21 protein-coding genes are annotated in these 23,471 nt (G+C 64.6%); 6 read left to right on the top strand and 15 right to left on the bottom strand.

Annotation, left to right across the window (positions count from 1 at the left end):
- Positions 1 to 49: 49 nt before the first annotated feature.
- On the bottom strand, positions 50 to 1,249 hold the full coding sequence (locus L858_RS0112165; protein ID WP_152639814.1) for a hypothetical protein: 1,200 nt from the start codon (positions 1,247 to 1,249) through the stop codon (positions 50 to 52).
- A gap of 269 nt (positions 1,250 to 1,518) precedes the next feature.
- Here L858_RS0112165 and L858_RS19995 point away from each other — a divergent pair, with 269 nt between their 5' ends.
- Genes L858_RS19995 through L858_RS0112185 form a run of 4 tightly spaced genes read left to right on the top strand, consistent with a single transcriptional unit; the run spans position 1,519 to position 5,195 of the window.
- A complete protein-coding gene (locus L858_RS19995) occupies positions 1,519 to 3,018 on the top strand; it encodes a lipopolysaccharide biosynthesis protein (protein ID WP_274518608.1) in 1,500 nt (499 codons plus the stop codon).
- Positions 3,015 to 3,824 (top strand): glycosyltransferase family 25 protein, encoded by an 810-nt coding sequence (locus L858_RS20000; protein ID WP_022683426.1) that lies wholly within the window; start codon positions 3,015 to 3,017, stop codon positions 3,822 to 3,824. Before L858_RS19995 ends, L858_RS20000 begins: the two co-directional genes overlap by 4 nt.
- On the top strand, positions 3,814 to 4,857 hold the full coding sequence (locus tag L858_RS20005) for a polysaccharide pyruvyl transferase family protein (RefSeq protein WP_022683427.1): 1,044 nt from the start codon (positions 3,814 to 3,816) through the stop codon (positions 4,855 to 4,857). Before L858_RS20000 ends, L858_RS20005 begins: the two co-directional genes overlap by 11 nt.
- Complete coding sequence (locus tag L858_RS0112185; protein WP_022683428.1) at positions 4,806 to 5,195, top strand: hypothetical protein; 390 nt, start codon at positions 4,806 to 4,808, stop codon at positions 5,193 to 5,195. Before L858_RS20005 ends, L858_RS0112185 begins: the two co-directional genes overlap by 52 nt.
- Here L858_RS0112185 and L858_RS20010 read toward each other — a convergent pair.
- From L858_RS20010 to L858_RS0112205, 4 genes are read right to left on the bottom strand one after another with little or no spacing between them, the layout of a single operon-like run.
- Positions 5,190 to 6,299 (bottom strand): acyltransferase family protein, encoded by a 1,110-nt coding sequence (locus tag L858_RS20010; RefSeq protein ID WP_022683429.1) that lies wholly within the window; start codon positions 6,297 to 6,299, stop codon positions 5,190 to 5,192. The two genes, L858_RS0112185 and L858_RS20010, sit on opposite strands and share 6 nt — an antisense overlap.
- The gene (locus tag L858_RS0112195; RefSeq protein WP_238564965.1) at positions 6,296 to 7,579 is read right to left on the bottom strand and encodes a polysaccharide biosynthesis protein GumE; all 1,284 of its coding nucleotides are present in this window, start codon (positions 7,577 to 7,579) and stop codon (positions 6,296 to 6,298) included. The genes L858_RS20010 and L858_RS0112195 overlap by 4 nt, the downstream gene beginning before the upstream one ends.
- On the bottom strand, positions 7,572 to 8,696 hold the full coding sequence (locus tag L858_RS0112200) for a GumK N-terminal domain-containing glycosyltransferase (RefSeq protein WP_022683431.1): 1,125 nt from the start codon (positions 8,694 to 8,696) through the stop codon (positions 7,572 to 7,574). The genes L858_RS0112195 and L858_RS0112200 overlap by 8 nt, the downstream gene beginning before the upstream one ends.
- The gene (locus tag L858_RS0112205; RefSeq protein WP_022683432.1) at positions 8,693 to 9,742 is read right to left on the bottom strand and encodes a glycosyltransferase; all 1,050 of its coding nucleotides are present in this window, start codon (positions 9,740 to 9,742) and stop codon (positions 8,693 to 8,695) included. Before L858_RS0112205 ends, L858_RS0112200 begins: the two co-directional genes overlap by 4 nt.
- A 173-nt stretch (positions 9,743 to 9,915) precedes the next feature.
- On the opposite strand from L858_RS0112205, the gene L858_RS0112210 reads away from it, so the two are divergent.
- Positions 9,916 to 10,899 carry a glycosyltransferase gene (locus tag L858_RS0112210; protein WP_022683433.1) on the top strand — a complete coding sequence of 328 codons (984 nt, stop codon included), beginning with the start codon at positions 9,916 to 9,918 and terminating at the stop codon, positions 10,897 to 10,899.
- A 17-nt stretch (positions 10,900 to 10,916) separates the two neighbouring features.
- Here L858_RS0112210 and L858_RS0112215 read toward each other — a convergent pair whose 3' ends face one another.
- Genes L858_RS0112215 through L858_RS0112245 form a run of 7 tightly spaced genes read right to left on the bottom strand, consistent with a single transcriptional unit; the run spans position 10,917 to position 19,274 of the window.
- Entirely contained in the window at positions 10,917 to 12,803 is a 1,887-nt protein-coding gene (locus tag L858_RS0112215) for a WecB/TagA/CpsF family glycosyltransferase (protein WP_022683434.1), read from the bottom strand.
- Positions 12,804 to 12,828: 25 nt separating this feature from the next.
- On the bottom strand, positions 12,829 to 13,539 hold the full coding sequence (locus L858_RS0112220; RefSeq protein WP_022683435.1) for a P-loop NTPase family protein: 711 nt from the start codon (positions 13,537 to 13,539) through the stop codon (positions 12,829 to 12,831).
- Positions 13,536 to 14,909: a Wzz/FepE/Etk N-terminal domain-containing protein gene (locus tag L858_RS0112225; protein ID WP_022683436.1), complete on the bottom strand. Its 1,374-nt coding sequence runs from the start codon at positions 14,907 to 14,909 to the stop codon at positions 13,536 to 13,538. Before L858_RS0112225 ends, L858_RS0112220 begins: the two co-directional genes overlap by 4 nt.
- A gap of 11 nt (positions 14,910 to 14,920) precedes the next feature.
- Entirely contained in the window at positions 14,921 to 16,225 is a 1,305-nt protein-coding gene (locus L858_RS0112230; protein WP_022683437.1) for an AAA family ATPase, read from the bottom strand.
- A gap of 30 nt (positions 16,226 to 16,255) precedes the next feature.
- Positions 16,256 to 17,053, bottom strand: a complete 798-nt coding sequence (locus tag L858_RS0112235) for a polysaccharide biosynthesis/export family protein (protein WP_022683438.1) — start codon at positions 17,051 to 17,053, stop codon at positions 16,256 to 16,258.
- 11 nt (positions 17,054 to 17,064) lie between these two features.
- Entirely contained in the window at positions 17,065 to 18,252 is a 1,188-nt protein-coding gene (locus L858_RS0112240) for an outer membrane beta-barrel protein (protein ID WP_022683439.1), read from the bottom strand.
- On the bottom strand, positions 18,249 to 19,274 hold the full coding sequence (locus L858_RS0112245; protein WP_022683440.1) for a glycoside hydrolase family 5 protein: 1,026 nt from the start codon (positions 19,272 to 19,274) through the stop codon (positions 18,249 to 18,251). Before L858_RS0112245 ends, L858_RS0112240 begins: the two co-directional genes overlap by 4 nt.
- A 17-nt stretch (positions 19,275 to 19,291) precedes the next feature.
- Here L858_RS0112245 and L858_RS20015 point away from each other — a divergent pair, with 17 nt between their 5' ends.
- Positions 19,292 to 19,915 (top strand): hypothetical protein, encoded by a 624-nt coding sequence (locus L858_RS20015; RefSeq protein WP_022683441.1) that lies wholly within the window; start codon positions 19,292 to 19,294, stop codon positions 19,913 to 19,915.
- 5 nt (positions 19,916 to 19,920) lie between these two features.
- On the opposite strand, the gene L858_RS0112255 is transcribed toward L858_RS20015, so the two are convergent.
- Genes L858_RS0112255 through L858_RS0112265 form a run of 3 tightly spaced genes read right to left on the bottom strand, consistent with a single transcriptional unit; the run spans position 19,921 to position 23,386 of the window.
- Positions 19,921 to 20,919 (bottom strand): NAD-dependent epimerase/dehydratase family protein, encoded by a 999-nt coding sequence (locus L858_RS0112255; RefSeq protein ID WP_022683442.1) that lies wholly within the window; start codon positions 20,917 to 20,919, stop codon positions 19,921 to 19,923.
- Positions 20,916 to 21,638: a class I SAM-dependent methyltransferase gene (locus L858_RS0112260; RefSeq protein ID WP_022683443.1), complete on the bottom strand. Its 723-nt coding sequence runs from the start codon at positions 21,636 to 21,638 to the stop codon at positions 20,916 to 20,918. The genes L858_RS0112255 and L858_RS0112260 overlap by 4 nt, the downstream gene beginning before the upstream one ends.
- Complete coding sequence (locus L858_RS0112265) at positions 21,635 to 23,386, bottom strand: hypothetical protein (RefSeq protein ID WP_028056069.1); 1,752 nt, start codon at positions 23,384 to 23,386, stop codon at positions 21,635 to 21,637. The genes L858_RS0112260 and L858_RS0112265 overlap by 4 nt, the downstream gene beginning before the upstream one ends.
- Positions 23,387 to 23,471 lie beyond the last annotated feature (85 nt).

Genomic DNA, 23,471 nt, shown 5'->3' on the forward strand with positions numbered 1-23,471 from the left:
CGTGATCAATGCATGTTGGTATTAGGCCTGCGGGCGGTCGCCCGATCCCTCACACCTTGTTCGCGCGCTGTTGCGCCGCGCCCCGCGGCGCCGTCGTGAGCCGAGGGGCAGCAGCGAAGGCAAGGGCATAGAGGAGGGCGAGCAGGCCAAGGGCAACGCCGCCAGTGCTGCGCGTAGTGGCCGCGAGCGCGAATATGGTTACGCCGCCCACGCCAGCCCAAATGGCCCAATGGGGCCGCCGACCCGTTCTCCACATCAGCGGCGGCAGAAGCAGGGGCATCAGGTAAAGCGGCAGGTCGCGGCCGGGGAGGGCATGGTTGAGCGGCCAGACCTTCCCATAGATCGCCACAGCCATGGAGGAGAGGGCGATCAGTATCGCGGCGGCAGTCCGACTGTGGGGCGCATCCTGCTGCAGCCCGACGCGCAGGCCAAGAACGAGGAGGATGGCGAAGGGGAACCATGCGCCCGGGTCGCCGCGACCGGGAATGTCTGTCAGCGTGACGGCATAGAAGTAGACGAGGAGAATGTGGAGCAGAAGCCCGGCCATGAACCAGCCGAGCAGGCCGGACGGAAGCGCTCGCTTCATCTCATATCGGATCGGCAGCCGCCCTATGCCCTTCAGCAACAGGAAACTGGCCAATAATTCGGTGCCTTCCTCCACCACCGCACGAACGCCCACCGACCATGCCGGCCAGTCGACCCGGTGCTGCACATATTCCTGCAACACCACTGAAGCGTAGAGCGCGCCTGCCGGGATCAGGAAGAACAGCAGGCGACGAGCCTGCGCATGGAGCAGGAGGCGCAGGCCCGTATAGGCCGCAAGGCTGACCAGCAGCGCCGCCATGGCGCGGAAGGTGATGGCTCCGCTGTCGGCGGTGAAATCCGTGAGCCGCTCGTGCAGCGATCCTATCTCGTCGAAGGAAAGAAGCAGGCAGATGGTGCACAGGATAGCCCAGGGCGCGACAAGATCCAGGCAACGCTGCGTCGCGCATAGGCCAAAAGCCAGTCCGGCGGCCAGGATCAACGAGCCCGACCACCACGCCGCAAGGTTCATTTCCGATCCCAGGTCGAACAGATGAAACAGGGAATGGGCCCTGAACCCCATGAGCTCGGCGCTGGTCCTGCCGATCAGCAGGATGACCAACAGCGCCAGGTTGGCGCTCTTCACGAGCGGCAGCGCGCCGGTGAGCGGGGATTGGACCAACCCGTCATTCTGATGAGGGGCAACAATAGTTCCTGTTCGGGACATGATGCCTTCCATCACATAAATGAAGTAAGAATGACGCCACCGTGTCATAAAATGGTAACATGCCCAATCAGGGTGAATGCCTACTCGTTAGAATTGACGGTCGTTCATAGTGTCTGATTTCTGCCTCCTGCATCTGGGCAAAACCTATTCCCTTCGGCCCGATTAGGATGGACCGGCGGGTCCGTAGTTTTCCATAACTGACCAGAGCAATTCTTTCCCCTATGCTCCGGTAGCTCGACATCCAAACGGGGCCGCCATTGTCCACCATTTTGTCCAAGCTTGTTGAAGGAAGCCTTTGGGCCACCGGTGCGCGAGCCATGGTGAACTGTCTCGGACTGGTCTCGACCCTACTTCTCGCCCGGCTGCTGACGCCCGCCGATTTCGGGATCGTTGCGATCGCCACCGTCCTCCAGCTGATCATCGCCGCCGTCACCAACCTCTCGCTGGCAGAGGCGCTGATCCAGCATGAAGACCCGCAGCCACGTCATTTCGATACGGTCTGGACGCTGGGCGTGCTGCGATCGGCGCTTGCTGCGGCTGTATATGCACTTGCAGCGCCGTGGGTGGCGCGCGCCTTCGGAGAGCCGCGCCTGGAGCCGGTCATGGCCGTGCTGGCCCTGGGCATTTTCCTGACCGGCCTTGCCAACCCCCGCCGCGTCATGATGCAGAAGAAGCTGATCTTCTGGCAGGATTTCATGCTGAAGGTCGGCGAAAAGCTGACCGCGGTGATTGTCACGGTGACGATTGCGCTGCTTTTCCGCAGCTATTGGGCGTTGGTCTGGGGCGTGGTCGCCGGCCAACTGGCTCACCTGCTCATTTCCTATTCCATCCTGCCCTATCGTCCTCGTCCCGGCCTCTCGGGCGCAAGAATGTTGTTCGGCTTCTCGGTCTGGCTGACGCTGGGGCAGGTCGTCAACACCATCAACTGGCGGTTCGACCAGCTGCTGGTCGGCAAGTTCATCGGCCCGGCGGCGCTGGGACTCTATACGGTGGGCGACAATCTGGCGGTTATGCCGACGCGCGAGGCAACACAGCCGTTGACGGAGACGCTCTATCCTGCCTTCGCGCAGCTTTCTCGTGAGCCGGATCGGCTGCGTTCTGCCTATCAGTCAGCGCAGGCGCTGGTGACGGCGACGGCCCTGCCACTGGGCATTGGCATGGCGCTGCTGGCGCGGCCGCTGGTGCTCGCGGCGATGGGGCAGAAATGGGAAGGCGCGGTACTGGTCATCCAGGGCCTTGCGTCGATCTTCGCGCTGCAAACGCTGGGTGCGCTGGCGCAGCCGCTGGCGATGGCGCTCGGCCGGACGCGATCGCTGTTCAACCGTGACGCAGTGATGTTCTGCGTCAGGCTGCCGATCATCATCGGCGGCATCGCGGCGGCGGGACTGCCGGGGCTGATCGCAGGACGGATCGTCGCGGGGCTGATCGCCATGATCTTCAACATGACGCTGGTGCGCGGGCTCATCGCGCTGCCGCTGGGTGGTCAGGTGGCGGCTAACCGGCGCGCGCTGCTATCGGTCGCCGCGATGGCGCTGGCGGTGCTCGCCTGTCGCCATATGTGGGAGGATGGGCACAGCCTTGCCGAACTGCTGATGACGATCCTTCTGCAAGTGACGCTGGGCGCGCTGGTCTATTGCGGGACGAGCGTTCTGCTGTGGCGCCTCGCCGGTCAGCCTCCAGGCCCCGAGTCCGACGTGAAGCGCGTGCTGCTGGCCCTGGTCGATCGGGTGCGTCCGCATGATCCCCGGCTACAGGGAACGCCCAGATGAGTGACAGCCAGAAGGTTCGCATCCTCGTCATCAGCATGGCGGAGGCGATCGCACGGCGCGCCGCGTTCCGCCAGCGCGCGGAGGGCGCGACGTTGGCCTGGGAATTTGTCGATGCTCACACCTCGCTGCATCCCCAACTATATTATCTTCCCGAAAAAGCGACACGAGTGAACGGTCGGCCGCTCCAGGCCGGCGAGATCGGCTGCTATTCCAGCCATTTCGCGCTGTGGCTGCAGTTGCTGGACGACAGTGTCGATCATTATCTAATCTTCGAGGATGATGTCATCATCGACTGGAACTTCGTCCAGGCCTTTGCTGGGCAAATCGAGAATGATGTACGGTTCGACTATATCCGCTTCTATTACAAGCGGCCCGTACCGGCGGTCAGACGCGCCTTTCCCTTTGTCACCGCCGACTGCAGCCTAATGGAACTTTACGGCCGCGCTTACGGCACGCAGGGCTATTTCATCAGCAAGGACGCCGCCCGGCGGCTGGTTGAGGCCTGCCGACATGTGGAGCGTCCGATCGACGACCAGATGGACCGCTCCTGGGTCCACGGCGTACCCAATCTGGCACTTTTCCCCTGCCCGATCATGGAGGAGAATGTGCCCTCCATCATCGGCAGAAAGCGGTTCGAGCGTATCGGCCCACGGCCTGAGCATGTCACGCGAAACCTCAACCGCGACAGGAAAGCCGCGCGGCGTGCCTACTGGCGGGCGGCTGCCATCGAGTGGCTGAGTATCAAGCGCAACTATTTAATCGGCAGGATGGGCCTTGAAGACGGGAGAGTCCGCCATGACCAATGAAATCGGCCATCGCATAGTGGTTGAGCGGCAGGCGAGGCTGTTGTCCGTACAGTATCGCGGCTTTCTGAATCTTGGGCATCCTTATGCACTGGTCGATTTCCCCAATCATAGCAATGTCGGGGATAGCGCGATCTGGGCAGGTGAGTTGCGGCTGCTAAGAGAGATCACGGGCCGCGATCCTGACTATGTTTGCGATATCAAAAACTATGACCGCGACGAGTTGAGGTACAGCCTGCCGGTCGGCCCCGTGCTGATCCATGGCGGCGGTAACTTCGGCGATATTTGGCCGCGTCATCATGAGTTCCGGTTGAAACTGATGTCCGATTTCCCGGGCCGGCTGCTGGTGCAATTGCCCCAGTCGATCCATTTCAACGATCACCAGTGGGTCCGCGCCACTGCGGAGGGCATCGCCGCCCATGGCAATTTCCACCTGATGGTCCGGGATGCCCACAGCCACGCCATCGCAGCGGACCAGCTGGGCGTGGAACCGATGCTCGCTCCCGATTCCGCCTTCGCCCTGGGGCCGTTGCAGCAGCGGGGCGGGGGCGACAAGGATGTGATGGCGCTGCTGCGCACCGATAGCGAGGGGGTCGGGCGATCGGTCGACGCGCTCGAAAGCCTGCCCGACGTCCTGATCGACGACTGGCTGATCGAAGGTCGGTCGAGCAGAGCGTCCTTCCGACGGTCGCAGATCCAGTCCGCGCTGCGGCTGCGCTTTTCCGAGCATGAGCGGCGGCTCGACCATTATAACCGGCTCGCAGACTGGCGCGTCGAGCGCGGGCTGCACCTGCTCTCACGCGGCAAGCTGGTCATCACCGACCGGCTCCATGCCCATATCCTCAGCACCCTGATGGGTTTGCCCCATATCGCGCTGGACAATAATTATGGTAAGATCAGCGCCTATATCGATGCGTGGACGCACGACTATGCGGAGCTGGCCGTTGCCACCGAAATGGTCGATGCCGTGGCGAAGGCGAAACGATGGTTGGACTTGCAGACAGCGTCACGGGACGGGGCAGCGGCAGCGGCCTGATGACGCTGGGAATTGTGCGGCATTTGGCGTGGGCCGGCCTCTTGCTCGTCGTGCCGGCCTGGGGCCAGCAGGGGGCTGAAGGCATCAGCATCGTGAACCGGACGAGCGAAGTCCAGGCCTGTCGAGTGCGGAGCGACCATAGCGACTGGTCCGGTTACCAGTCGATCGCGCCCGACTTTGCCATCACCATTCAGACCGGCGATGCCAAACATTATTATATCGAGTGCCAGCCGCATGCGAAGGCGAGCATCTACGCAGCGAAATCGGGCGACCATTTCGCGCTGACCGCAACGGGCGAAGGCCCTGCGGTGCTACAGCGAATTGACCAGCAGTCATAATGGCGAGCGGCTGGCGCCGACCTCGCCCGGCGTGCCGTCCTGCCCGATACGCCCGCTGCCGCTGAATGCTTCCGCCAGTCGGCGGCGGAGCATCCTGTTTGCCGGCAGCTCGCAATAGCGATGGGATAGGGCTGCCAGCAGGAAAGACAGGCCAAACGCCACGCCCGAATGCACCAGCGCCGGCGGGTTCAGCGAGCCGCGCAGCAGGTTGGCGATGTAGAAGGCCGGCATGTGCAGCAGATACAGCGAGAAGCTGCAAGCGCCCAGCCAGCGCATGACGCTGTTGCCCCAGACGCGTTGATTGAAGGAGTTGGCGATGGTGCCGCTGAAGATCACGGCGGCGCATCCCAGGATCTTGGCCATGTCGCCATAATAGCCGACATGCTTGGGATCGCCCCGCGTGCTGGGGTAGAGCAGCTCGGCGAGCGCTGGCGGAGTGGCGATCAACAGGGTGAGCAAGATGAAGCCGACCGCCGTCACCGGAATGCTCCACGCCCCGGCCAAGCGGTCGGGCAGCTTGTTCACCAGCAGCGAGAGGGCGATGCCCGTGATGAAGATATGCAGCTTCGAGAAGACCGAGAAGCCTGGCATGGCCGGACTGACGATATAGCAGAGAAGGATGGCAAGCGCGATGAGGCTGAAGACGATCCGTCGGGTCGGTCCCTTCAGGTGAAAGGCGAGCCAGAGGAAGGGGAAGAGGAAATAAAATTGGAACTCCGGGCCTATCGACCAGAATATCGCTTCCGAACTGGTCAGGGTGAATAACCGCACCAGTTGCAGCGCATCCACATGATAGGGGAACTGGCGGTCCACCAGCGAGTAGAGGAGGAAGGAGATCAGCGCTACCGCCGTGTATAGCGGGATGATGCGGGCAACGCGTGCCGATGCATATCTGACGATCGCGTCTCTGTCGGGCGTGCGCGGCAGGTAGAGATGGCCCATCAGGAAACCGCTGAGCACGAAGAAGAGCATCACGCCATAATCGCCGACGTGGCTGTTGAGCGGCGACGGCACATGCAGGGCGTGCAGGTGGGCGACCAGAACGAGAACGGCTGCGAAACCCCGCATGCCGTCCAAGGCGGGGATATGCGTGTCCCTTGTCATGCGGCGCCCTCCTTTCCCGGGATCCTCCGGCTGCGCGCGTAGCAGAAGCCGTAGATGACCCACATCAGCGCCGCAGTCTTGATCGACAGCAGCGAGTTGCTGATCGGCATGCACAGCGTAAGGAACAGCATGATCCCATGTTTCGCCATCCGGTCCTGCGCACCCGTGCCGAAACTGGTGAGGCCGAGGAACAGCCACAGGCCGACCGATACGAGCAGCGATTGCGCCTGCACGAAGTCGGCCCAGCCGGCATCGTCGAAGCGCACCCGCTCCGCGCTGATGCCCAGCATTTGATCGAGGTCCATGCTGCTTAGCGCCTCCACCCCGACCGCGAGCCTGCCACCGAAATTGTCGCCCGTCTGGTCGAGCAACCCGAGTGCGCCGCCGGTGGAAAGCGCCAGCAGCAGCAGCGGCAGATAGGCGATGCTGAACCGATCGGGGATCCAGCGGCATAGCGGCAACCACAGGCAGAACAGAAGGATGACGCTGAGCGCCAGACGCCCATCGCAAATGGCCAGGAGGATGAAGGTCGACCCGATCATGAAGGCGCGGGCGGGCCGGCTGAGGCTGCGCCACATGGCCGCGGTGAACAGCGCCGCCACGACGGCCCAGTTGCCCAGCGACACCGGTTCAAGGAACAGCGACGATCCGCGATGAAGGCCCGATCCCGCCAGCAGCAGCCGGCCGCCGGGTCGTTCGGAACTCAGGAACAGGTCGCCGCCGGCCCAAAAGGCGTTCGCGTCATAGCCGCGTGTGTTCACATAATAGTCGACCACATGGAAGAAGGCGCCGAATTGGACCGGCTGTGCCAGTTCCCACATGCCAAGAAGAAGGATCAGCAGCTGCAATCCGATGACGGTCCGGCGCAGCGTCGGCCCGTCCAGGCGCATGCCGAGCAGAATGAAGGCGGGCAGAAGCAGGATGTCGCCCAATATCTTGGGTTCGAACTGGCCACGCACTGCGCTGGTCAGCGCGACGGTGACCAGCAGCAGCCAGGCCATGATAAACCAGCGGGCGATCAGGGTCGCCGGTTGCAAAACGCCAATGGCAAGGGCGGAGAGGACGATGGCGCCCTGCGCGGCGGAAACAATGGACGGCGTCAATGCAAACAGATGGGCATTGACCCAGGCGAACGCCGCGTTGAAGGTCACCGCCGCGACCAGCAGCGCAGCGGCTGCCGGCTGCGTCGCCCAGGCCATCGACCGATCGAGCGGCAGGGTGACGGTCCTTGAAGGGCTCGCCGCAGGATGGGACAAGCCGGATACCGCTATTCTAGCCAAGGGCCGCCTCCGCCAGTTCTTCGGCGATCGCGTTCCAGTCCTTCATCATGACCGGAGCTCGCCTCGCGCCGACGGCCTGCGTGAACGCCCTGCCTGTGTCAGCCAGTTGCATCGGGTCATAGCCGAAGCGCAGCGCGTGATCGCCCACCGCGAAGGACGGGCATACCGCCGGCAGGCCGATCGCCGCATATTGCCGGAGTTTGAGGCTCGAGTCCGCCAGATAGCCGCAACCCTCCGCCGGAAGATAGGCGGCGACGCCGACATCGGCATGCTGGATATAGGGCAGCGTCCGGTCGAACGACATCTCGCCATATTGGCGGACGTTGGGCGGGAAACTGCCCTTGGGCGTGCCGATCAGATGGAAGGAGAAGTTGGGCATCGCTTGCGCCAGCGCCTGAACGGCGCCGGCGTCGAACAGCATCGAGCCGACCGACACGGCGTTGTTCGGCCCCGCATAGGGATTGTCGGTGCGGCGCATCAGGCCGTCTGTGTCGACACCGTGGGGGATGAAAAGCTTGGCGCACTGAAAACTGTCGAAATGGGGCAGCATCGCGCGGGCGACGACGACCAGCCGGTCGACATGATGTTCATTGTCCTGCAACATATCCTCGATGCAGGACGGCACCCCGGCGGTCGAGAGCAGGTCGGTGGCGCGGTAGAGGATGCGTGCTCCCGGAGCGGCGGTGCGGAGGCGGGGCAACAGCGCCGGCGCGATGCCGGATTCGACGATGATCGCGTCTGCCTCGCCTGCCACTTCATCCAGTTCGGGAAAGGGCGCGTTCGCCCAAAGATTATACATCCAGCCTGTGACGGCTTCCGGGATCGGCAGCTTGACGGGGTGCCAGGCGCTTCGCCACAGGAAGCTGCGCACGCCGTCGATTTCCTCCCATCGGTTGGCGCGGTGGAACAGGTGCGCCCGGCTGTCGCCGCGCAGGCGCGACAGCCAGCTATAGCCGATCGACAGGAAGGATATGCGGTGCCCCTGCTCCGCCATCTTCTGCGCCAGGAAATGGACGCTCGCCCTGCGCGCGGTGCGATAGTCGTGGCGCGAGATGATGAGGATGTGCCCGCGCCTGACGGCGCGGGGAGAGGGCATGGCGGATACGCCGGCCCTCATGACGATCTCTGGTGGCGAGCGATCACTTCGTCGTAGAAATCCTCCAGCGCGCCCACATTGTCGCCGACGTCGAACTGCTTGCGCACATGCGTCCGGCCCGCCTCACCCAGATCGCGGGACAGGTCGCCCGACCGGAGCAACAGCCCAAGATGGCTGGCATAGTCATCGGTGTCGCCAGCCCGCGCGAGAAGCCCGCTTTGCCCCGGCAGGATCGCTTCCCGCATCGGTCCCTCGTCAAACACGATGACAGGCATGCCCATCGCCTGCGCTTCCATCAGGACGATCGGCAGGCCTTCGGAATCGCCGTTGGCGGCGCGCATGCTGGGCATGGCGAAGATGCGGTGGCGAGCCATCGCGTCGAACACCTGTTCACGAGGGCGCGGTCCCAGGAAGTGCGGCTTGATCCCCAGCCGCTCTGCCTGCGCGCGGAGTTCCGGCATCAGCGGGCCATCGCCGATGATCGTCAGCGGCTCCTCCTGAAGCGCGGGGGGCAGTTTCGCCCAGGCGTCGAGAAGATGACGGACGCCCTTCTTTTCGACCAGGCGGCCGACGAACAGGGCTCCGCGCCGGTGATAGGCGGATCGTGCCTGCGGCAGTCCGTCGGCATCTATCCCTAAGCGTATGACGCGCAGCTTTTCTTCAGGATAGCCCCGCTCCATCAGGCAATGCTTGATCCAGTTGGACACGCAGACGATGCCTTCCACGTAGCGGATGAGGAACGGCTTGAGCGCGAGATACCACATCCCCTCGGTCCGCCGCGCATGTTCGCGCGCGGAGACGGTCGCGTCATAGCCATGGGCGGTCACGATCAGGGGCAGGCGTCGCCGCAGGGCATAGGACAGGATGCCCGCTCCGTCCTGGAGGAAATGCGCGTGGATGAGGGAGGGTGATCCGGGTGGCTGCAACGCATAATTGCCGGTGAGCCGTCCACATAATCGTCGCAACCGGCCGGAGGAGGACTTGTGAAGAAGGTGCGGGTTGTAACGCTGAGGATCATGACCTGAAACAAGATTATCCGCAATCACCAGCGGGTTGTATCGCCCCAATGACCGGATGTGATCTGCAATGAATGTCTCGGATAGTGGCAGGAAGCCACGCCTGTATATTGCGACCGTTGGTTTATTGGCAGTCGCCACTAGGGGTATTCCCTCAATTCGCTGATGCTGCTCCAATCGGTATATTCAACAATGTCAAAGATTTCGAGTAAGGCATAACACCTATGCAAGGCAGCGAGCTTCCCGGCGGCAGGCCGTACGTATCGGTTGTCATCGCCGCCTATAATGGCGAGCAGAGCGTCGGGCGGGCGGTGGAATCGGCATTGGCTCAGTCCGTGCCCGTGGAGGTGATCGTGGTCGACGACGCTTCGACTGACGGCACGCGGGAACGGGTGGGCCGGCTTGCCGCGCAGGACAGCCGCGTGCGGCTGATCGAATCGCCGGCCAATGGTGGGCCTTCGACAGCGCGCAATCTGGGGATCGCCGCCGCCAATGGCGACTGGATCGCCATATTGGATGCCGACGACGCCTTTCTCCCCGATCGGCTGCAGCGCATGACCTTGGTGGGAGAGCGCCACTGCGTCGACATCGTCTGTGACAATCTGGCCTGTTATGACTGGGTGGCCGGCAAGGTCACCGGCCATGCGCTGCCGCTGGCCGCCGAGGCGGCGCGGCGCGTCAGTGTCGATGATTTCGTCAGAGAATCCATGACAGGGCGGTCCCGCTTCGACTATGGGCAACTCAAGCCCTTGTTCCGGCGTCAGTTCCTGGCGTCGCGCTGCCTGCGCTACCCACCCGAACTGCGCCATGGCGAGGATTTCGCGCTCGTGCTCGACTGCCTGCTCGGGGGTGCGCGCCTGCTGCTGATCGGGGAAGCGCTCTACCTCTTCACGCAGCGGATCGGGACGGCTTCGGCCGTCAGCTCGGGCCAGTCACGCACCATGGTCAATCTGGAGGCGATGCGCGACCATGCCTTGTCGCTGCTCGTCCGCCCGCGCGTTCGGCGTGACGCCACCCTGTCCCGGCTGCTGGCGAAGAGAGCCGACGCGATTCGGGACCAGTTGATCTGGAGCCGGGCCTATCCCCATTTGCGCGCACGGCGGCCGATCGCGCTGCTGAAGGAAATGTTCCGCGATTGGCGCAATGGACCGATGCTTGTGCGTCACCTGGTGCGGCGGCATCGCAATCGGGCGCTGGCGCAGTCATAGCGCAACGCGCGGGCGGATCACGCCGCGCTTGCGCCCTTTGCCCGCAAAGGTGAGGTGGGCGGCGCGCTGTCCTCCCAGCGCTGCCCTTCCCAGGCGTCGCGGATGGCATGGGCCATGAAGTCGATATTGCCCTTCAGATAGCGTTCCGAAAGCCGCGTCGGCTCCTTGAGCAGACGGTAGACCCATTCCAGCCGCATCTGGCGCAGCCAGGCCGGCGCGCGGCGGATCTGCCCGGCGGCGAAGTCCAGAAATGCGCCGCCGCAGACGACCGGCCGCTGGAACTCGGCCGCCCATCGCGCCGCCCAGATTTCCTGCCGCGGATTGCCCATGCAGGCGATCACCAGATCGGCCTCGCTCTCGGCGATCCGTTGCGCGATAGCAGCTTCTTCCGCCGGATCGAAGAAGCCGTGCTGCACGCCGACCACCTTCACATTGGGGAAGCCGCGTTCGAGCGTGGATGCCGCGCGAACACCGATGCCAGGCGCTGCGCCGACGAGGAACAGGCGCAGTCGATCAGCATATGCGTCCATCAGCTTTGGGATGAAGTCGGTTCCGTTCAGATTTTCCGGAAAGGCGCGGCCATAGCGGAGGCGGCTGGCCAAGTTGACGCCGATGCCGTCATTCAGCACCAGCGCCTTCTCCAGCGACGCAGCCAGTTGCGGATCGCGCCGCCCGAGATTGGCGGTATGGGCGTTGCAAAAGGCGATCACGACGGGCGCGCGCTGGTGGATGAGGGCTGTCACCTCCTCCAGCGCCTCGTCGCGGGAGCGAACGGCGACATTGATCGTGCCAATCCTGCGGGAGCGATGGCCGAGCAGCTGTTCGTAAATGTGCAGGATGCGCTCCGCCACCTGCGGCCACCCGTAGGAGCCCAGCGCTTGCTGCGCCGACGCGAGTGCATTGCGGCTTCGGGCGGCGCGGAAGTCCTGGAGGATGCGCGCTGGCGAGAAGGGACCGGTAAAGTCGATAAGGCTGCCGATCCCCAGCTTCTCCCAGGATCGCCGGTGGGCGGGAATGTCGCTGATCACGGGGTAAAGCCCGGCCGATACGGCTTCGATGAAGGAAATGCCGAAGCCCTCATAAGCGCTGGCGGAGGCGAAGATGCTGCTGCGTGCGATCAGCGAGCGCAGCGCCTCGTCGCTGGGGCTTTCGTGCAGTTCTACCGACCCGCCCAGCCCTTCCTCGTCGATGACGGCCTGAAGGTCGGCCAGGGTGACGCCCATCGGCTTGCCGGCGACGATGAGGGACCAGGACGGGTCGAGCTTGTGCAGCCCGGCGAACCAGCGGATCAGCCGATCGACGCGCTTGTTGGGCGCAATGCGGCCGAAATAGATGATCGTGCGCGCGTCGGGCTGGGCAAGGCCGGCGAATTTGTCGACGTCGACGCCATTTTCCACCAGTGTCAGGCTGCGGCTGCAAATGCGGGCAAAGGTTTCATGATCGGCATGGCTACAGGCGATGACCGCCTTGAACCGGCTCAGCGAAAGACGGGAAATGCTATTGAAATAGGCCCGTTTCAGCCGCTGGGCATAGGGCGTGTGGAAGAAGCCGCCATGCGTGCTCAGCACCATCGGCTTGCCGTGGAGCATATGGGTCGCGGCGAGAAAGTCGACGAAGAAATCGACTGCATGAACGTGGACGATGTCGCTCTCGTCAATGTGACGCAATATGGCCGGCGCCAGGGGGTAGCGGCGCCCGCCGCGAAACGGCACGCGGATCACCTCGACGCCGCCGATTTCCTCATGCGGGAGGAGGGCGCTGCCGTCGCCGTCGAAAATCCGGTCGAGCGTGATCATCCGTACTTGATGTCCGGCCTTTGCCTGTTGCTCGCACAAATTGCGGGTGAAGCTTTCCAGGCCACCCACGCCGGGATGATACTGGCGGCAAACGTGAACGATCTTCATGGCGACTCCCTGTTGGCCCCCGCCCTCAGACGAACATCACCGTGCCCATGATCGGCATCTTCAATATTGATAGCTTGTGCATGGTCGCCTTGAGACTGGCGGTCATCGTGCCGTCGCGGCGAATGGCCAGGATCGCCGCTTCCGCGCTGGATGCGGCGAGCGCGAGGTCGCCGGCATGGCTGGCATCGACCAGGCACAGGTCGAAATGGGCCGACAGTGGCGCTATGCGCTGGGCGAAGGAGCAGATCGTCTGCTTGTCGCCCTTGATCTCCTCCACGGCGGGCATGGCCATCAGCGAGAGCGAGGGGACTGTGCTCGGCTGGGCGATGCGGTAGAGATCCTCCACATCGTCCGCCCGGAAGGCGAGCGGCTGCGTGCGCAGCAGGCGATGCTGGATGAAGCCGGACTGCGGCATGTCAACCAGCAACGTGCGCAGGCCGCTGAGTGCAGCGGAAGCGGCGACATTGGCCGTCAGCACTGCCGTCTCGTCATCTGCGTCCACGCCGATCAGCGCGATCGAACTTGGCTGCGACCCGTCCGGCAACCGAAGCGCTGACAAAGTGGATCGGATGTCCCGCGCCTGGATGGCGACCGGCGCATAGGGATCGGTGATGACAGCGACCAGCGGATCGACGTCCGGGCTTTCGTGCGAGAACGGCGGATCGATGCCGTGGGCGTCCTGATGAGGGAGGGTGGGAAATGGCGCCTGCGCCAACTCGGTGGAACGCAACCTCATGACCGCTTTGCTCCTTCGATACGAAGTTGATGCCCAATCTGGCGCAGATCGGCCTGGCCCAGCACGGGAACGCCGGTGAGATAGGTGATCGCGTCGCGACTGCGGATGCGGGGCGTCAGCCATTCCGCCGCTATCGCCGATCCGACCGCCAGCAAGATGGCGAGGATGGTCATCATCAGCACGCGCACCGGAATATTGGGTGCGTTGGGCAGCAGCGGCGGCTCGGCCGTGTTGAGCCGCACAACGTTCAGCGACGGAACAGTGCTTTTCGCCTTCAGTTCTGCCAGTTGCTGGGTTTCGGTCTCATATTCCTTGCGTGCGGAGTCGACATTGCTTTCCAGCACGCTGATCTTGCCCCGATCGGAGGCCAGCGAGAGCATCCGGCCGCGATGCTGGTCGAGCAGCGACTGCATCGATCCGCGGTTGGCCGACGCCGCGCTGCTGGCGGCGGCGAGCGTCGCGGCGGCCTTGCCGGTCTCCGACGCCAGTGCCGCCTGCAATTGTCCCAGCTGGGCCTGCGCGGCCTGCATCAGCGCGTGATTGGGGCCAAGTTCGGCCGCCATCTGGCGGATTTCCGCGGCCTTGGCCGCGATCTGCGAACGCAGGCCCTGGACGACGCCGCTCGACTGCACTTCGGGCATGTTGGCGCCTGCCGCAGCCCGTGCGCCCGCGTCGGCTGCGCCCGCTTCGGCGCTGGCGAGCTTCGACGACAATTCACTAAGGCGCGTGCCTTCAGCATCGATGGCACCGGTCGCGACGATGCCGCGCAGACGCTGGAACCGCGCGAGAGCGTCCTGCGCCTCTTCGACGCGGGCGCGGGATTCCGCGATCCGCTTCTGGAACCAGCCGGTATATTGGCGGGCAAAGTCGCTGCTCATCGCCAGGCGGGCGTCGTTGAACGCCCGTGCGAAGCCGTTCGCCATTTCAGCCGACTTTTCGGCCGAGGCGCTGAGATAGCCGATCTCGATCGTGTTGCCGGTGGCGCTGGGAGCTACTTCCAAGCCGGATTTCACGCGTGCCGCCAGCCAGCCGTTGAAGCTTTGGCCGCTTTGCGCCTGCTCCGACCATTGTTGTCGTATCGCCGGGTCCTTGGTCATGCCCAGCTGGTCCGCGACCTTGAGCGCGATTACCTCGCTCTTCAAAATCTGGGCCTCGGTCGCCAGCATCGCCGACTGGTCTGCGGCCGAAGAGCCATTCTTGCTGGGCAAGGGGTCGGGGGCGCGGGAGTCGAACAGCAGGGTGGCGGCGGCACGATATTCGCGCGGCGTCAGCGCTATCCACAGCGCCGTCAGCAGCATGACGCCAGTGAAGATGGCCAGGACCATTTTCCAGCGCTGGAAGATGGCGCGGATGATGTCGAACATGAGCATGGCGATATCCTTCAGTGCACCATGGGCTGGCGCATGGGATCGACGAAGTTGACGATCTTATGGTCGGCTTTGTCGCTGTTTCGGGTGGCGAAGAGCATCGCCAGCAGGAATTGCGGCGCCAGGCTGTCGTGAAAGGCGAAACGGTCGCCGCTTTCGTTCGCTGGCTCCAGCGCGTCACGCAGCAGGATCAAGGGCTCCAGCATGGCGCCATGCTCCTTCTGGACATCGGAAAAGGGGACCGACCCATGGATCGCCGCATCGCGGGCGACATGCTCGATCAGGTCCCAATGCGCGGGGCCGAGCGCGACCGCCTTGCGAAACAGCGCGGCTTGGCCGGCATTGGTTCGTGACCAGTCGTTGACGGCGCGCGAGATGCCGGCGACCGCTGCCCCGACTTCCACCGTGCGGTGCTGTCGCCGCAGGGCCTCCAGCGAAGCGAGAGCGCAGAATAGCCGCACATGATAGGGCGATCCGCAGGAGAGGAGCGCAATCATCTCACGCGCGGCATCGGTGAAGGGCAGGCCGGTCGCCGCGGCGCCACGGTCGATCAGCGCGACGACCGCGTCGGATTCGATGCCGGCGACGGCGACAGGGATCATGTGCCGGCGCAGCGAGGCATGCCCTTCGATCATGGCGGCGACGCTGGAGCCGATGCCCACCGCGACGATGTTGACCGGGATTGCGGCGTCCGACAGCATCTTCATCATCCGTGCCAGTTCATGCTGCACGGTCACGTTGGTGACGCGGTCGAATTCATCCAGGATGAAGATGAAGCGGCGTCCGACATGTGCGGCGAGCAGGTCCACCATCTCGCGCGTCGCCAGCGGCGGGCCGGCCGCAACCTCGTGCTGCCGGTCGGCCGGCAGGGTGGCCGCCAGATAGGGGCTGATCAATTGGTGCAGGCTCTGGTCGGGTTCGCATGCCGAATAGAGAACGATCAGCCCGCGATCGTCGGCCATGTTGGCGAAGACGCGCGCGAGGGACGTTTTGCCCGAGCCGCGCGGGCCGTAGATCATGGCGTGGTTGCAACGGTCCAGAACGCCGTCGACCAGTTGTTCCAACTCCTCCTGCCTGCCCTGGAGGTGGCGGGCGCTGGTGACGGGCTGGGTCGAATTAAAGCCTTTGCGGATGGCTGAGCGGGCGAGGTCGGCCTGCACCAGCGGATGGACCTGTGCGGCGGAGGTGACCGGCGCTTCCCTCTGGTCGGGTGACCCGGAGCGCACGCGGACCTCGGCGAGCCGCTGCGAGAGATTGCCGCTCTGGGCGCGCTTCCGGCGCGGCCTCAGCCAGCGGCCAATGATGGACAAGAAGCTCATCGGCGGTTCCTTTCCGGCAGGGTCGGCATGTCAGAATATCCGCTCCCTGACGGTGAAGACGTCGCCCGGCTCCACCAGCATCTCGAGATCGGCGCGCTTGATTTTCTGCTTGCCGCGATTGAGCGTGATCTTCTTTTCCGATCCACCCAGCGTCGGGCCACCGGCTTGAGCCAGCATCTGCCGCAGAGTCATGCCGGATTCAAAGGTCAGCCGGCCCGGCTTGTTCACCTGACCATAGATGAAGACATCCTCCGCCTTGGGCACGAACAGGGAATCGCCGGGCCGCAACATCAGCCCGCTGCCCGTCACGGGATCAAGGTTGCTCAAGGGGATCTTCCGATCCGCTTCGCCCTGCCGCTGGAGAATAGCATAGTCGGCAGCATCCGCGCGCGCGCCGCCGGTGCGGGCCAGCATCATCGCCAGCGTCTGCGGCCGATCGAGCGGGTAGATGCCAGGATTTTGCAGGTTGCCGAACACGGTGACGGCGCGGCTGACATAGCTCACCACCTCCACATTGACGATCGGGTCGACAAAATAGCCGCCCGCCTTCAACTGATCCCGCACCTTGGTCGCAAAGCCATTGGTGGTCTGTCCCTGCGCCATGACATCGCCGATGCTGGGCAGCGTGATCGACCCGTCCTCCTTGATGCGCGTCTTGACGTCGAACGGATAGGCGCCGAAGACGGAGACGCGGATTTCATCATTGGCGCCCAATATGTAGCTGGAAGCGGCGGCGACAGGCGCGGCATTGTCGGCCAGGGCCAAGGCCGGCGGCGCCATCAGCGAACAACTGAGCCAGGCAAGAGCGAGGGCCGGGCGGTTCCTCATGATCCATCTCCTCACAGATCAAGTCCGACGAACAGCATCGCGGACGAATAATGGTAACGGTAGCTTTCGACGGGTGTGGAACGGCGCTCGTGGCGCAGCTCCAGCCCGGCCTGCAGGCGATCGCGCAGGGTGTAGCGATAGCCGGCGGTCACGGCCCTGGTCGTGTCGCGGTCGCGTGCTTCGCCCGGGTCGAGCATAAGTTCGCCCTTGTAGTTGCGGTGGCTCCAACTGGCGCCCGCCGTGATGGTGGACCGCGCCCCGGCCTTCAGGTTGGCACGCAGGCCGACATCGGTCTGGATGATGTAGGTCGCGCCGCTGCTGCTCTGGTTGCGGGAACTGCGATCGACGTCCAGCAACAGCGAGAAGCGTGGCGATGGCCGCCAATTCGCCTGCGCGCCATAGCCCAGGCCTGAATAGCTGGGCAGGCCGTCCGCGCGTGGCTTGGTCCTGATGTAGTTGGCGTTCACCTGCCAGCTAAGGCGCGGCGCGACGGCGCGCCGGAACAGGATGCCAGCGGCGTAGTTTTCCGCCCCGTCGCGCAGCGTCGGGATCGCTTCGTCGACATGGGGGCGGCGGAAGCGTTCGTAACTGAAGTTGAGTTCGACATCGCCCAGGCTTTCCTTCGAATAGCCGATGCCCACCGCCCCCAGGACCGTCGAAATGTTGAATTTGCGGCGCGCATCGGCGCTGTTGGTCGTCTTGAGATAGCCAACTGTCGCGACGGGGTAGAAGCCATATGGCCGATCGCAATCAACCCGCAGTCGATAGTCCTGCGTTCGCTGCGTGTTGCCGACGATCACGCCCTGGTCCTCAAGATTGGCTTGGGCCAAGTTGAGCCTGACCCGCGGTCTGGCGTGGCAATAGCCGGTGACGGACAGGTCGCCGTCGGCAAGCAGGGTGACCCGTTCGCGATCGAGGAATTTATAGCGCTGGTGAAAATCATAGCCGGCCGATCCGACGACGGTCAGCAGGTGCATGCCGATCTGCCGACGGAAGGTCAGGTCGACGGTGGGGGTGATGCGCAGGTCGTCCGTATCGCCGGTGACCAGATCGTCGTTCTGGCGCAGCATGTTGGTGTCGTAGAGCAGCCGCACGGTGGGAGAGACGCGCAGTCCATCGGGGGGCACATCGACCTGCGCGCGCGCCATCTGGGGCAGGATTGCCGTGCAAAGGGCAGTTAGGGGAAGGATCGACTTCACCGACGTGTTGCTCCCTTTCCGGAATAGCGTGCGAGAATGGCGGATTGGGGCCGTGCCGCGCCTTTCACCGGCTGCGCGCTCATTGGGTAATTGGTGCCCCACCAGCCGCCGCCTGCCCAATAGGTCCATCCCATCCAGGCGTCCGCATTGGTGTGCAGGTAATCCAGCAGCGCGTTGAGGCTCTTGAGGCACTGTTCGTCCGCGCCCACGCCGAACTCGCCGAGAAAGCCGCGATGACCATTGGCGCGCAGCCAGGCCGTCGCGGCCTCCAGCCGTTGGCGGGCGACATCAGGGCTGAGGCAGTTCATCTTCGTGCCCGAGCTATCCTGGTCCAGATACTGGTGCATCTCGACGGCGTAGTTGCTGGCAGGGTCGCGAAAGCCGGCGAAGCTCGCGGCATTGCTCTGTCCGCCCCGGCCCGTGGTCCAGCTGTGTGCCCCCGTCCATTTGGAACCGGGCACCAGGATCAGGTTGGTCGCACCCGCCTTGCGGATCGCGATGACGCTGGGCTGGGCGACACGGAACCAGGCGGCGGGGCTCATGCCGTTCGGCTCGTTCATGAGGCCGAAGGCGATCTTCCGGTCGCCTTTGTAGCGTTCGGCAAGGCGTCGCCACAGGTCGGCAAGATAGCGTTCGCCGCCATCGATCTGATCCAGCCGGCGGCCCTGCCATTTGCCATAATTGTGGATGTCGATGATGATGACGTCGAAAGCGCGCAGTCCCTCCAGCGCCTTGTCGAAACGGTGGAGTTCGGCGTCGGACAACGGTTGCAGCGCAACGGGCTGGAGCCTTTCCCAGAGCACCGGGACGCGGACGATCTTCATCCCCATGTCGATGAACGGCTTGGCGACCCGGGCGTCGGGATAGACATAGTCCTTGGCATAGACGCCCGGCCGCCGGCTGGCGTTGAATTCCCCGCCAGCGAGATTGATGCCGGAAAGGGGCGGGGCGGCAGGGACCTGCGTCGGGGCCAGCAGGGCCGCGCCGAGACAGGCGATCAGTATAGCGCGCGTCGCTGTCATGCCGGCACCCCCGAGAATTGACCTCGTGGAATGGCAAGCGCTACAATTCGACCGACAGCATGGGAGTGACGATGACCAGCGGGCACAATCAGGCCGCGATGGACGAAGGAGGCAGCGCTGCCACCGTCCGCAGCGCGCAGGCCGCTGACCCGGAGCCGCGCAAGCTGGCTGTCACCACGCATATGGGCACCATCGGACTGCTGCATGACTGCGGCGTCATCTGTCGGGTGGAGGCAAAGCAGGACGGGCGGAGCAGCCTCTGCCATTATCAGCGTTCCTCGGGCGCGGAATTGCCTTTCCGCCTGGCAGCGCCGCATCAGGTAAGCGTCGGCGATCTCGTGCTCGTCAAGTCGCTGACCCTGCCCGACGGTCGGGTGGAACCTGTTGCGGTGCGCGCGGCCGCGGACCGGCCGTGGATGGAGGTGGAGGACGCCCGGGCGCTGCTGCGGACCTATGGCGTCGGCGCCAGCCGTTTCATCTGCTGGAGCGCGGGGCTGGGATCGCTGGCGGGGGCAGCGGCGGTCATGGGCATTGCCTTCCCCCTGACCGGCGCGGCAGCGCTTGCGGCGCTCGGCATGTCGATCGGGCTGCATCGCCGCGACCGCCGTGACCGCGCAATGCTGGACAAGCTGGTGGAGTAAGGCTGTCATTTCAACATCCCCTGATCGCGATACCAGCGGACCGTGCGCCTGAACCCTTCGGCCAGATCGACGGCCGGGGTGAAACCGAGCGTCCGCTGCGCCCGGGCGATGGAAAAGGCGCGGTTATGCTTAAAGAAGGTCAGTCGGCGACGATGGAGCGGCGGCTGAACTCCGAGCGGCGCGCACAGCAGTTCACAGCCGTGCGCCGCCGCGTTGGCGAGGCTATAGGGAACCGTCACGCGCGGCCGCGGCACCTGCAATATGTCAGCGGCGGTCGCGACATAGTCGCGCAGCGGCAAATAGCCATTGCCGCCGATGATGAACGCCTTGCCGGGCGCGTCCGGGCTGGTCATGGCGAGCAGGAAGCCCTGCACCAGATCGTCGATATAGACCGGGTGAAAATTGGGCTGGCCCGCCCCCACGAAGAAAAAGCGGCGCTTCTGCACCATGCGGAACATCTTGAGCATCCGCGTGTCGCCCGGACCATAAATGGCGCAGGGACGGATGATGACGATGTCGAGCCCGGGACGCTCCATTTCCTCGCGGCAGATGGCCTCGGCCAGCAGCTTGCTTTCCTGATAGGGATCGCGTGGGTCGAAGGGCGCATCCTCATCGGCCGGCGTCTGGGCGACATGGCCGTGCACCCCGATCGAGGAGCAGTAGATGAAGCGCCCGAGCCCCGCCGCGCGGGATGCGGCCAGCAGCAGCCGCGTGCTCTCGCGATTCGCCTCCAGAAACTCGTCGCGGCTTCCCTCCGTCCGATACATGGCGGCGACATGGAAGCAACAGCGCGCACCTTCCACCAACTGGTCCAGCACGGCGGCGTCCGTCATCGACCCGACGATCCACTCTATGCCGCCGTCCCGTTCCGCTTGCGTCGGTTGCCGGCGGGCCAGCGCCCGGACGCGGTAACCCTGCGCCACCAGTTCCCGCGCGAGCGCGCCGCCGGTGAAGCCCGTCGCCCCCGTGACCGCCACGATCGGCAAGGCGGCAGTCTGCGTCATGCGGCCCTCCTGTCGAAACGCTGGAGCACCGGATTGCCGACCAGTCGCGTCACGCCGATGCGGCGAAGCCCTTCCTCCATCAGCTGGACCGGGCGCCCGCCCATGCGGTGCAGCCCCATGGGCGCTGTGAACTGCTTGACGCTGCGCACCGGGTGGAAGCCATTGCGCGCGAAGGCGCGACGCACCGTCGTGGGCCAGAAGCTCTGATAGGTTCGCGTATCCTTTTCGATCAGGCGCTTGATCGGGAAGGCGGCCGAGGCGAGCGCATTGGCCCCGACCAGCGTCGGATAATCGACGATCACGGAATGGCCCGCAACGCGACACAGTTCGTCGATCAGCCTGTCCGCGTCCTCGATATGGGCGAGCAGGCGGATGCTGGTGACGAGGTCGAAGCTGCGATCGGCGAAGGGCAGGTCGAGAAGGCTGCCCACCCGATAGCTGATCCGGCCCGCATGGGGCCCGCCCATCAGTTGTTCCGCGCAATCGGCGCGCGAACCCAGCACTGTGGTTTCGAAGCCCAGGTCGAGCAGACGACCGACCAATTGGCCGTGGCCGCCGCCGACGTCGACCGCCGTGGCAAGTCCGTCGGGCGCGGCCCGCACCAGATCGCCGAGCGCGCGATCCTGGACCGAGAGCAGATAGCTGCCTGCTGGTCCGGCAAAGCGGCGAGCATAGCGGGCGGAGCCGGTCTCCAGATCAGGGGGAAGTGGTCCAGTCATGCCGCACCTGCAGATCTTGCTGCAATGCCAAGGGTCGCAGATGGGCATGACTGGTGTGGCAGCCCGGGCTGCCAACGGGGGGAAGTCGAGGCTAGGACCGGTCGCGGGCCAGGCGTCTTGCTTGCGGCGTGCCGGGCATAGGGGCAGGTGCGGCGCGGCGCCTTGTGTTGCCAGCGGAAGAGGTGAAACCCCCTTGGCGCCCGCACCGCGGCGGTGCGGCGCGCGATCAGCTGCGCGACCTGCGGCGACACGCCCATTTCGTTGCCCCACTGGCTGTCGGACACGATGACGAGACCGCGATCGTTGCAGTCGATGATGGCGCTCATCCCTGCGCTGCTGTCGACCAGGGGGCGACCAGTCCGGAAGTCACGGCTGAAATCGCGCGGGGAGTCGAGCTCGCCCAGGCGGCTATGGCTGATATAGATGTCGAAGCGGCCGACATGCGCCAGCATCCGGAGGTCATCGCCGGTGACCAGCAGCGGTTCGTTGGCGGCCAGCCGATGCAGCGCACCGCTGGCCTGGTTCCACCCCCCGTCCGGCACCGGAGCGGCGACCAGCGCGGGATTCTTCGCCACTCTGGCAAGATGCGGCAGGACCAGCTTCGCGCTGTATCTATAAAGCGGGTTGCCGATGAGCAGCAGCGCGAAGAGGGCGGCGGCGATCGCCCACGCCTTGGGAGGCGTCGTGGCGCCGCGGGCGAGGATGGCGTCGAACGCCAGGCCATAGCTCATGCAGAGGAAGGGAAAGCTGTAGAAGGCATAGCGCCACGCCTTCATCCCGGCGAAGGAGTGGAGCAGCAGGCACAGTCCGGTCATGATGACGCAGAGCGCCGCCAGCGAAGGGTTGCGGCGCCATCCCGTCAGCACGGCGACCGGCCATAGCAGCAGCATTAGCGGCGCCTGGGTGAAATATTCGCGCACATAATAAAGAGGTTCGTCCTGTGATGCCGCTGCCCAGCGTTCGACATGGCGAAATTGCGACCATGCCTGTGCGCCGAACAGCCCGATGAAGGCCGCGCCTGCCAGCCCGATCAGGAGCAGCGCGGGCAACGCGATGCGGCCTTCGCGCGCAAAAAGGTGCATCATCGGCGCGCGCTGATCGCAGAGCAGCCAGGTGCCCGCGCCCACCAGCGCTATCGCGGTCACCGGCTGGACATGCGCGGCGATGGCGAGGCAAAGAGCTGCCGCCGCCAGCCAAGCCGGGCGCGAGGTCGCCTGCGGACGGGTAGCGATGAACAGCGCCGCCACGGCACAGACGATCATCGCCGTGTGCAGCGCATAGAAGCGCGCGAAATGGGCGATGTCGAGCGTATAACCGGCCAGCCCGAAAAGCGCCCCGCCGACCATGGCGCCCCAGCGTGCTCCAGCCTGACGGAGCCAGGCGAAGATGACCGCGACGGTGGCCGCCGTCAGGATCACCGAGGGGATACGCGCCGTCACCAGGTCGGCGCGATTGAACAAGTCCATCGACCAGGCGGTGATGATGGTGAACAGGCGCGCCCGCTGATAACTGCCCTCGAGAATGGCGAAGCTGCCATTCTCGATCCAGCTGCGTCCGGCGATCAGATGATAATATTCGTCGACATGCGCCTCGCGCGTCTGGATCGTGAGGGCATAGAGCAGGCAGGCGGAAAGCCCCACCAGGATCGCGGGTGCTGTGGCCTTCACCCGGCCCGCGGCACCCCGCCCGAAGGGCAACGGCCCCGCGATCGGGTTCTCGATAGTGAGGGCTTCAGACCTGCCTGTCATGGCTGCTCCGCATCTCGACACCGCCTTCGATGACATGATGCGATTGTCATATGCGAGCTCCCGCCAAGTCAACATAGGGAGCAAT

It is taken from the genome of Sphingobium bisphenolivorans (assembly GCF_000412635.1).
GTDB classification, from domain to species: Bacteria; Pseudomonadota; Alphaproteobacteria; order Sphingomonadales; family Sphingomonadaceae; genus Sphingobium; species Sphingobium bisphenolivorans.

Excerpts from the sequence above, each read along its gene's own strand:
- L858_RS0112165 (WP_152639814.1), bottom strand. The coding sequence starts at position 1,249 with ATGTCCCGAACAGGAACTATTGTTGCCCCTCATCAGAATGACGGGTTG.
- L858_RS20000 (WP_022683426.1), top strand. The coding sequence starts at position 3,015 with ATGAGTGACAGCCAGAAGGTTCGCATCCTCGTCATCAGCATGGCGGAG.
- L858_RS20005 (WP_022683427.1), top strand. The coding sequence starts at position 3,814 with ATGACCAATGAAATCGGCCATCGCATAGTGGTTGAGCGGCAGGCGAGG.
- L858_RS0112185 (WP_022683428.1), top strand. The coding sequence starts at position 4,806 with ATGGTTGGACTTGCAGACAGCGTCACGGGACGGGGCAGCGGCAGCGGC.
- L858_RS20010 (WP_022683429.1), bottom strand. The coding sequence starts at position 6,299 with ATGACAAGGGACACGCATATCCCCGCCTTGGACGGCATGCGGGGTTTC.
- L858_RS0112200 (WP_022683431.1), bottom strand. The coding sequence starts at position 8,696 with ATGAGGGCCGGCGTATCCGCCATGCCCTCTCCCCGCGCCGTCAGGCGC.
- L858_RS0112210 (WP_022683433.1), top strand. The coding sequence starts at position 9,916 with ATGCAAGGCAGCGAGCTTCCCGGCGGCAGGCCGTACGTATCGGTTGTC.
- L858_RS0112215 (WP_022683434.1), bottom strand. The coding sequence starts at position 12,803 with ATGAAGATCGTTCACGTTTGCCGCCAGTATCATCCCGGCGTGGGTGGC.
- L858_RS0112220 (WP_022683435.1), bottom strand. The coding sequence starts at position 13,539 with ATGAGGTTGCGTTCCACCGAGTTGGCGCAGGCGCCATTTCCCACCCTC.
- L858_RS0112225 (WP_022683436.1), bottom strand. The coding sequence starts at position 14,909 with ATGCTCATGTTCGACATCATCCGCGCCATCTTCCAGCGCTGGAAAATG.
- L858_RS0112230 (WP_022683437.1), bottom strand. The coding sequence starts at position 16,225 with ATGAGCTTCTTGTCCATCATTGGCCGCTGGCTGAGGCCGCGCCGGAAG.
- L858_RS0112235 (WP_022683438.1), bottom strand. The coding sequence starts at position 17,053 with ATGAGGAACCGCCCGGCCCTCGCTCTTGCCTGGCTCAGTTGTTCGCTG.
- L858_RS0112245 (WP_022683440.1), bottom strand. The coding sequence starts at position 19,274 with ATGACAGCGACGCGCGCTATACTGATCGCCTGTCTCGGCGCGGCCCTG.
- L858_RS0112255 (WP_022683442.1), bottom strand. The coding sequence starts at position 20,919 with ATGACGCAGACTGCCGCCTTGCCGATCGTGGCGGTCACGGGGGCGACG.
- L858_RS0112260 (WP_022683443.1), bottom strand. The coding sequence starts at position 21,638 with ATGACTGGACCACTTCCCCCTGATCTGGAGACCGGCTCCGCCCGCTAT.
- L858_RS0112265 (WP_028056069.1), bottom strand. The coding sequence starts at position 23,386 with ATGACAGGCAGGTCTGAAGCCCTCACTATCGAGAACCCGATCGCGGGG.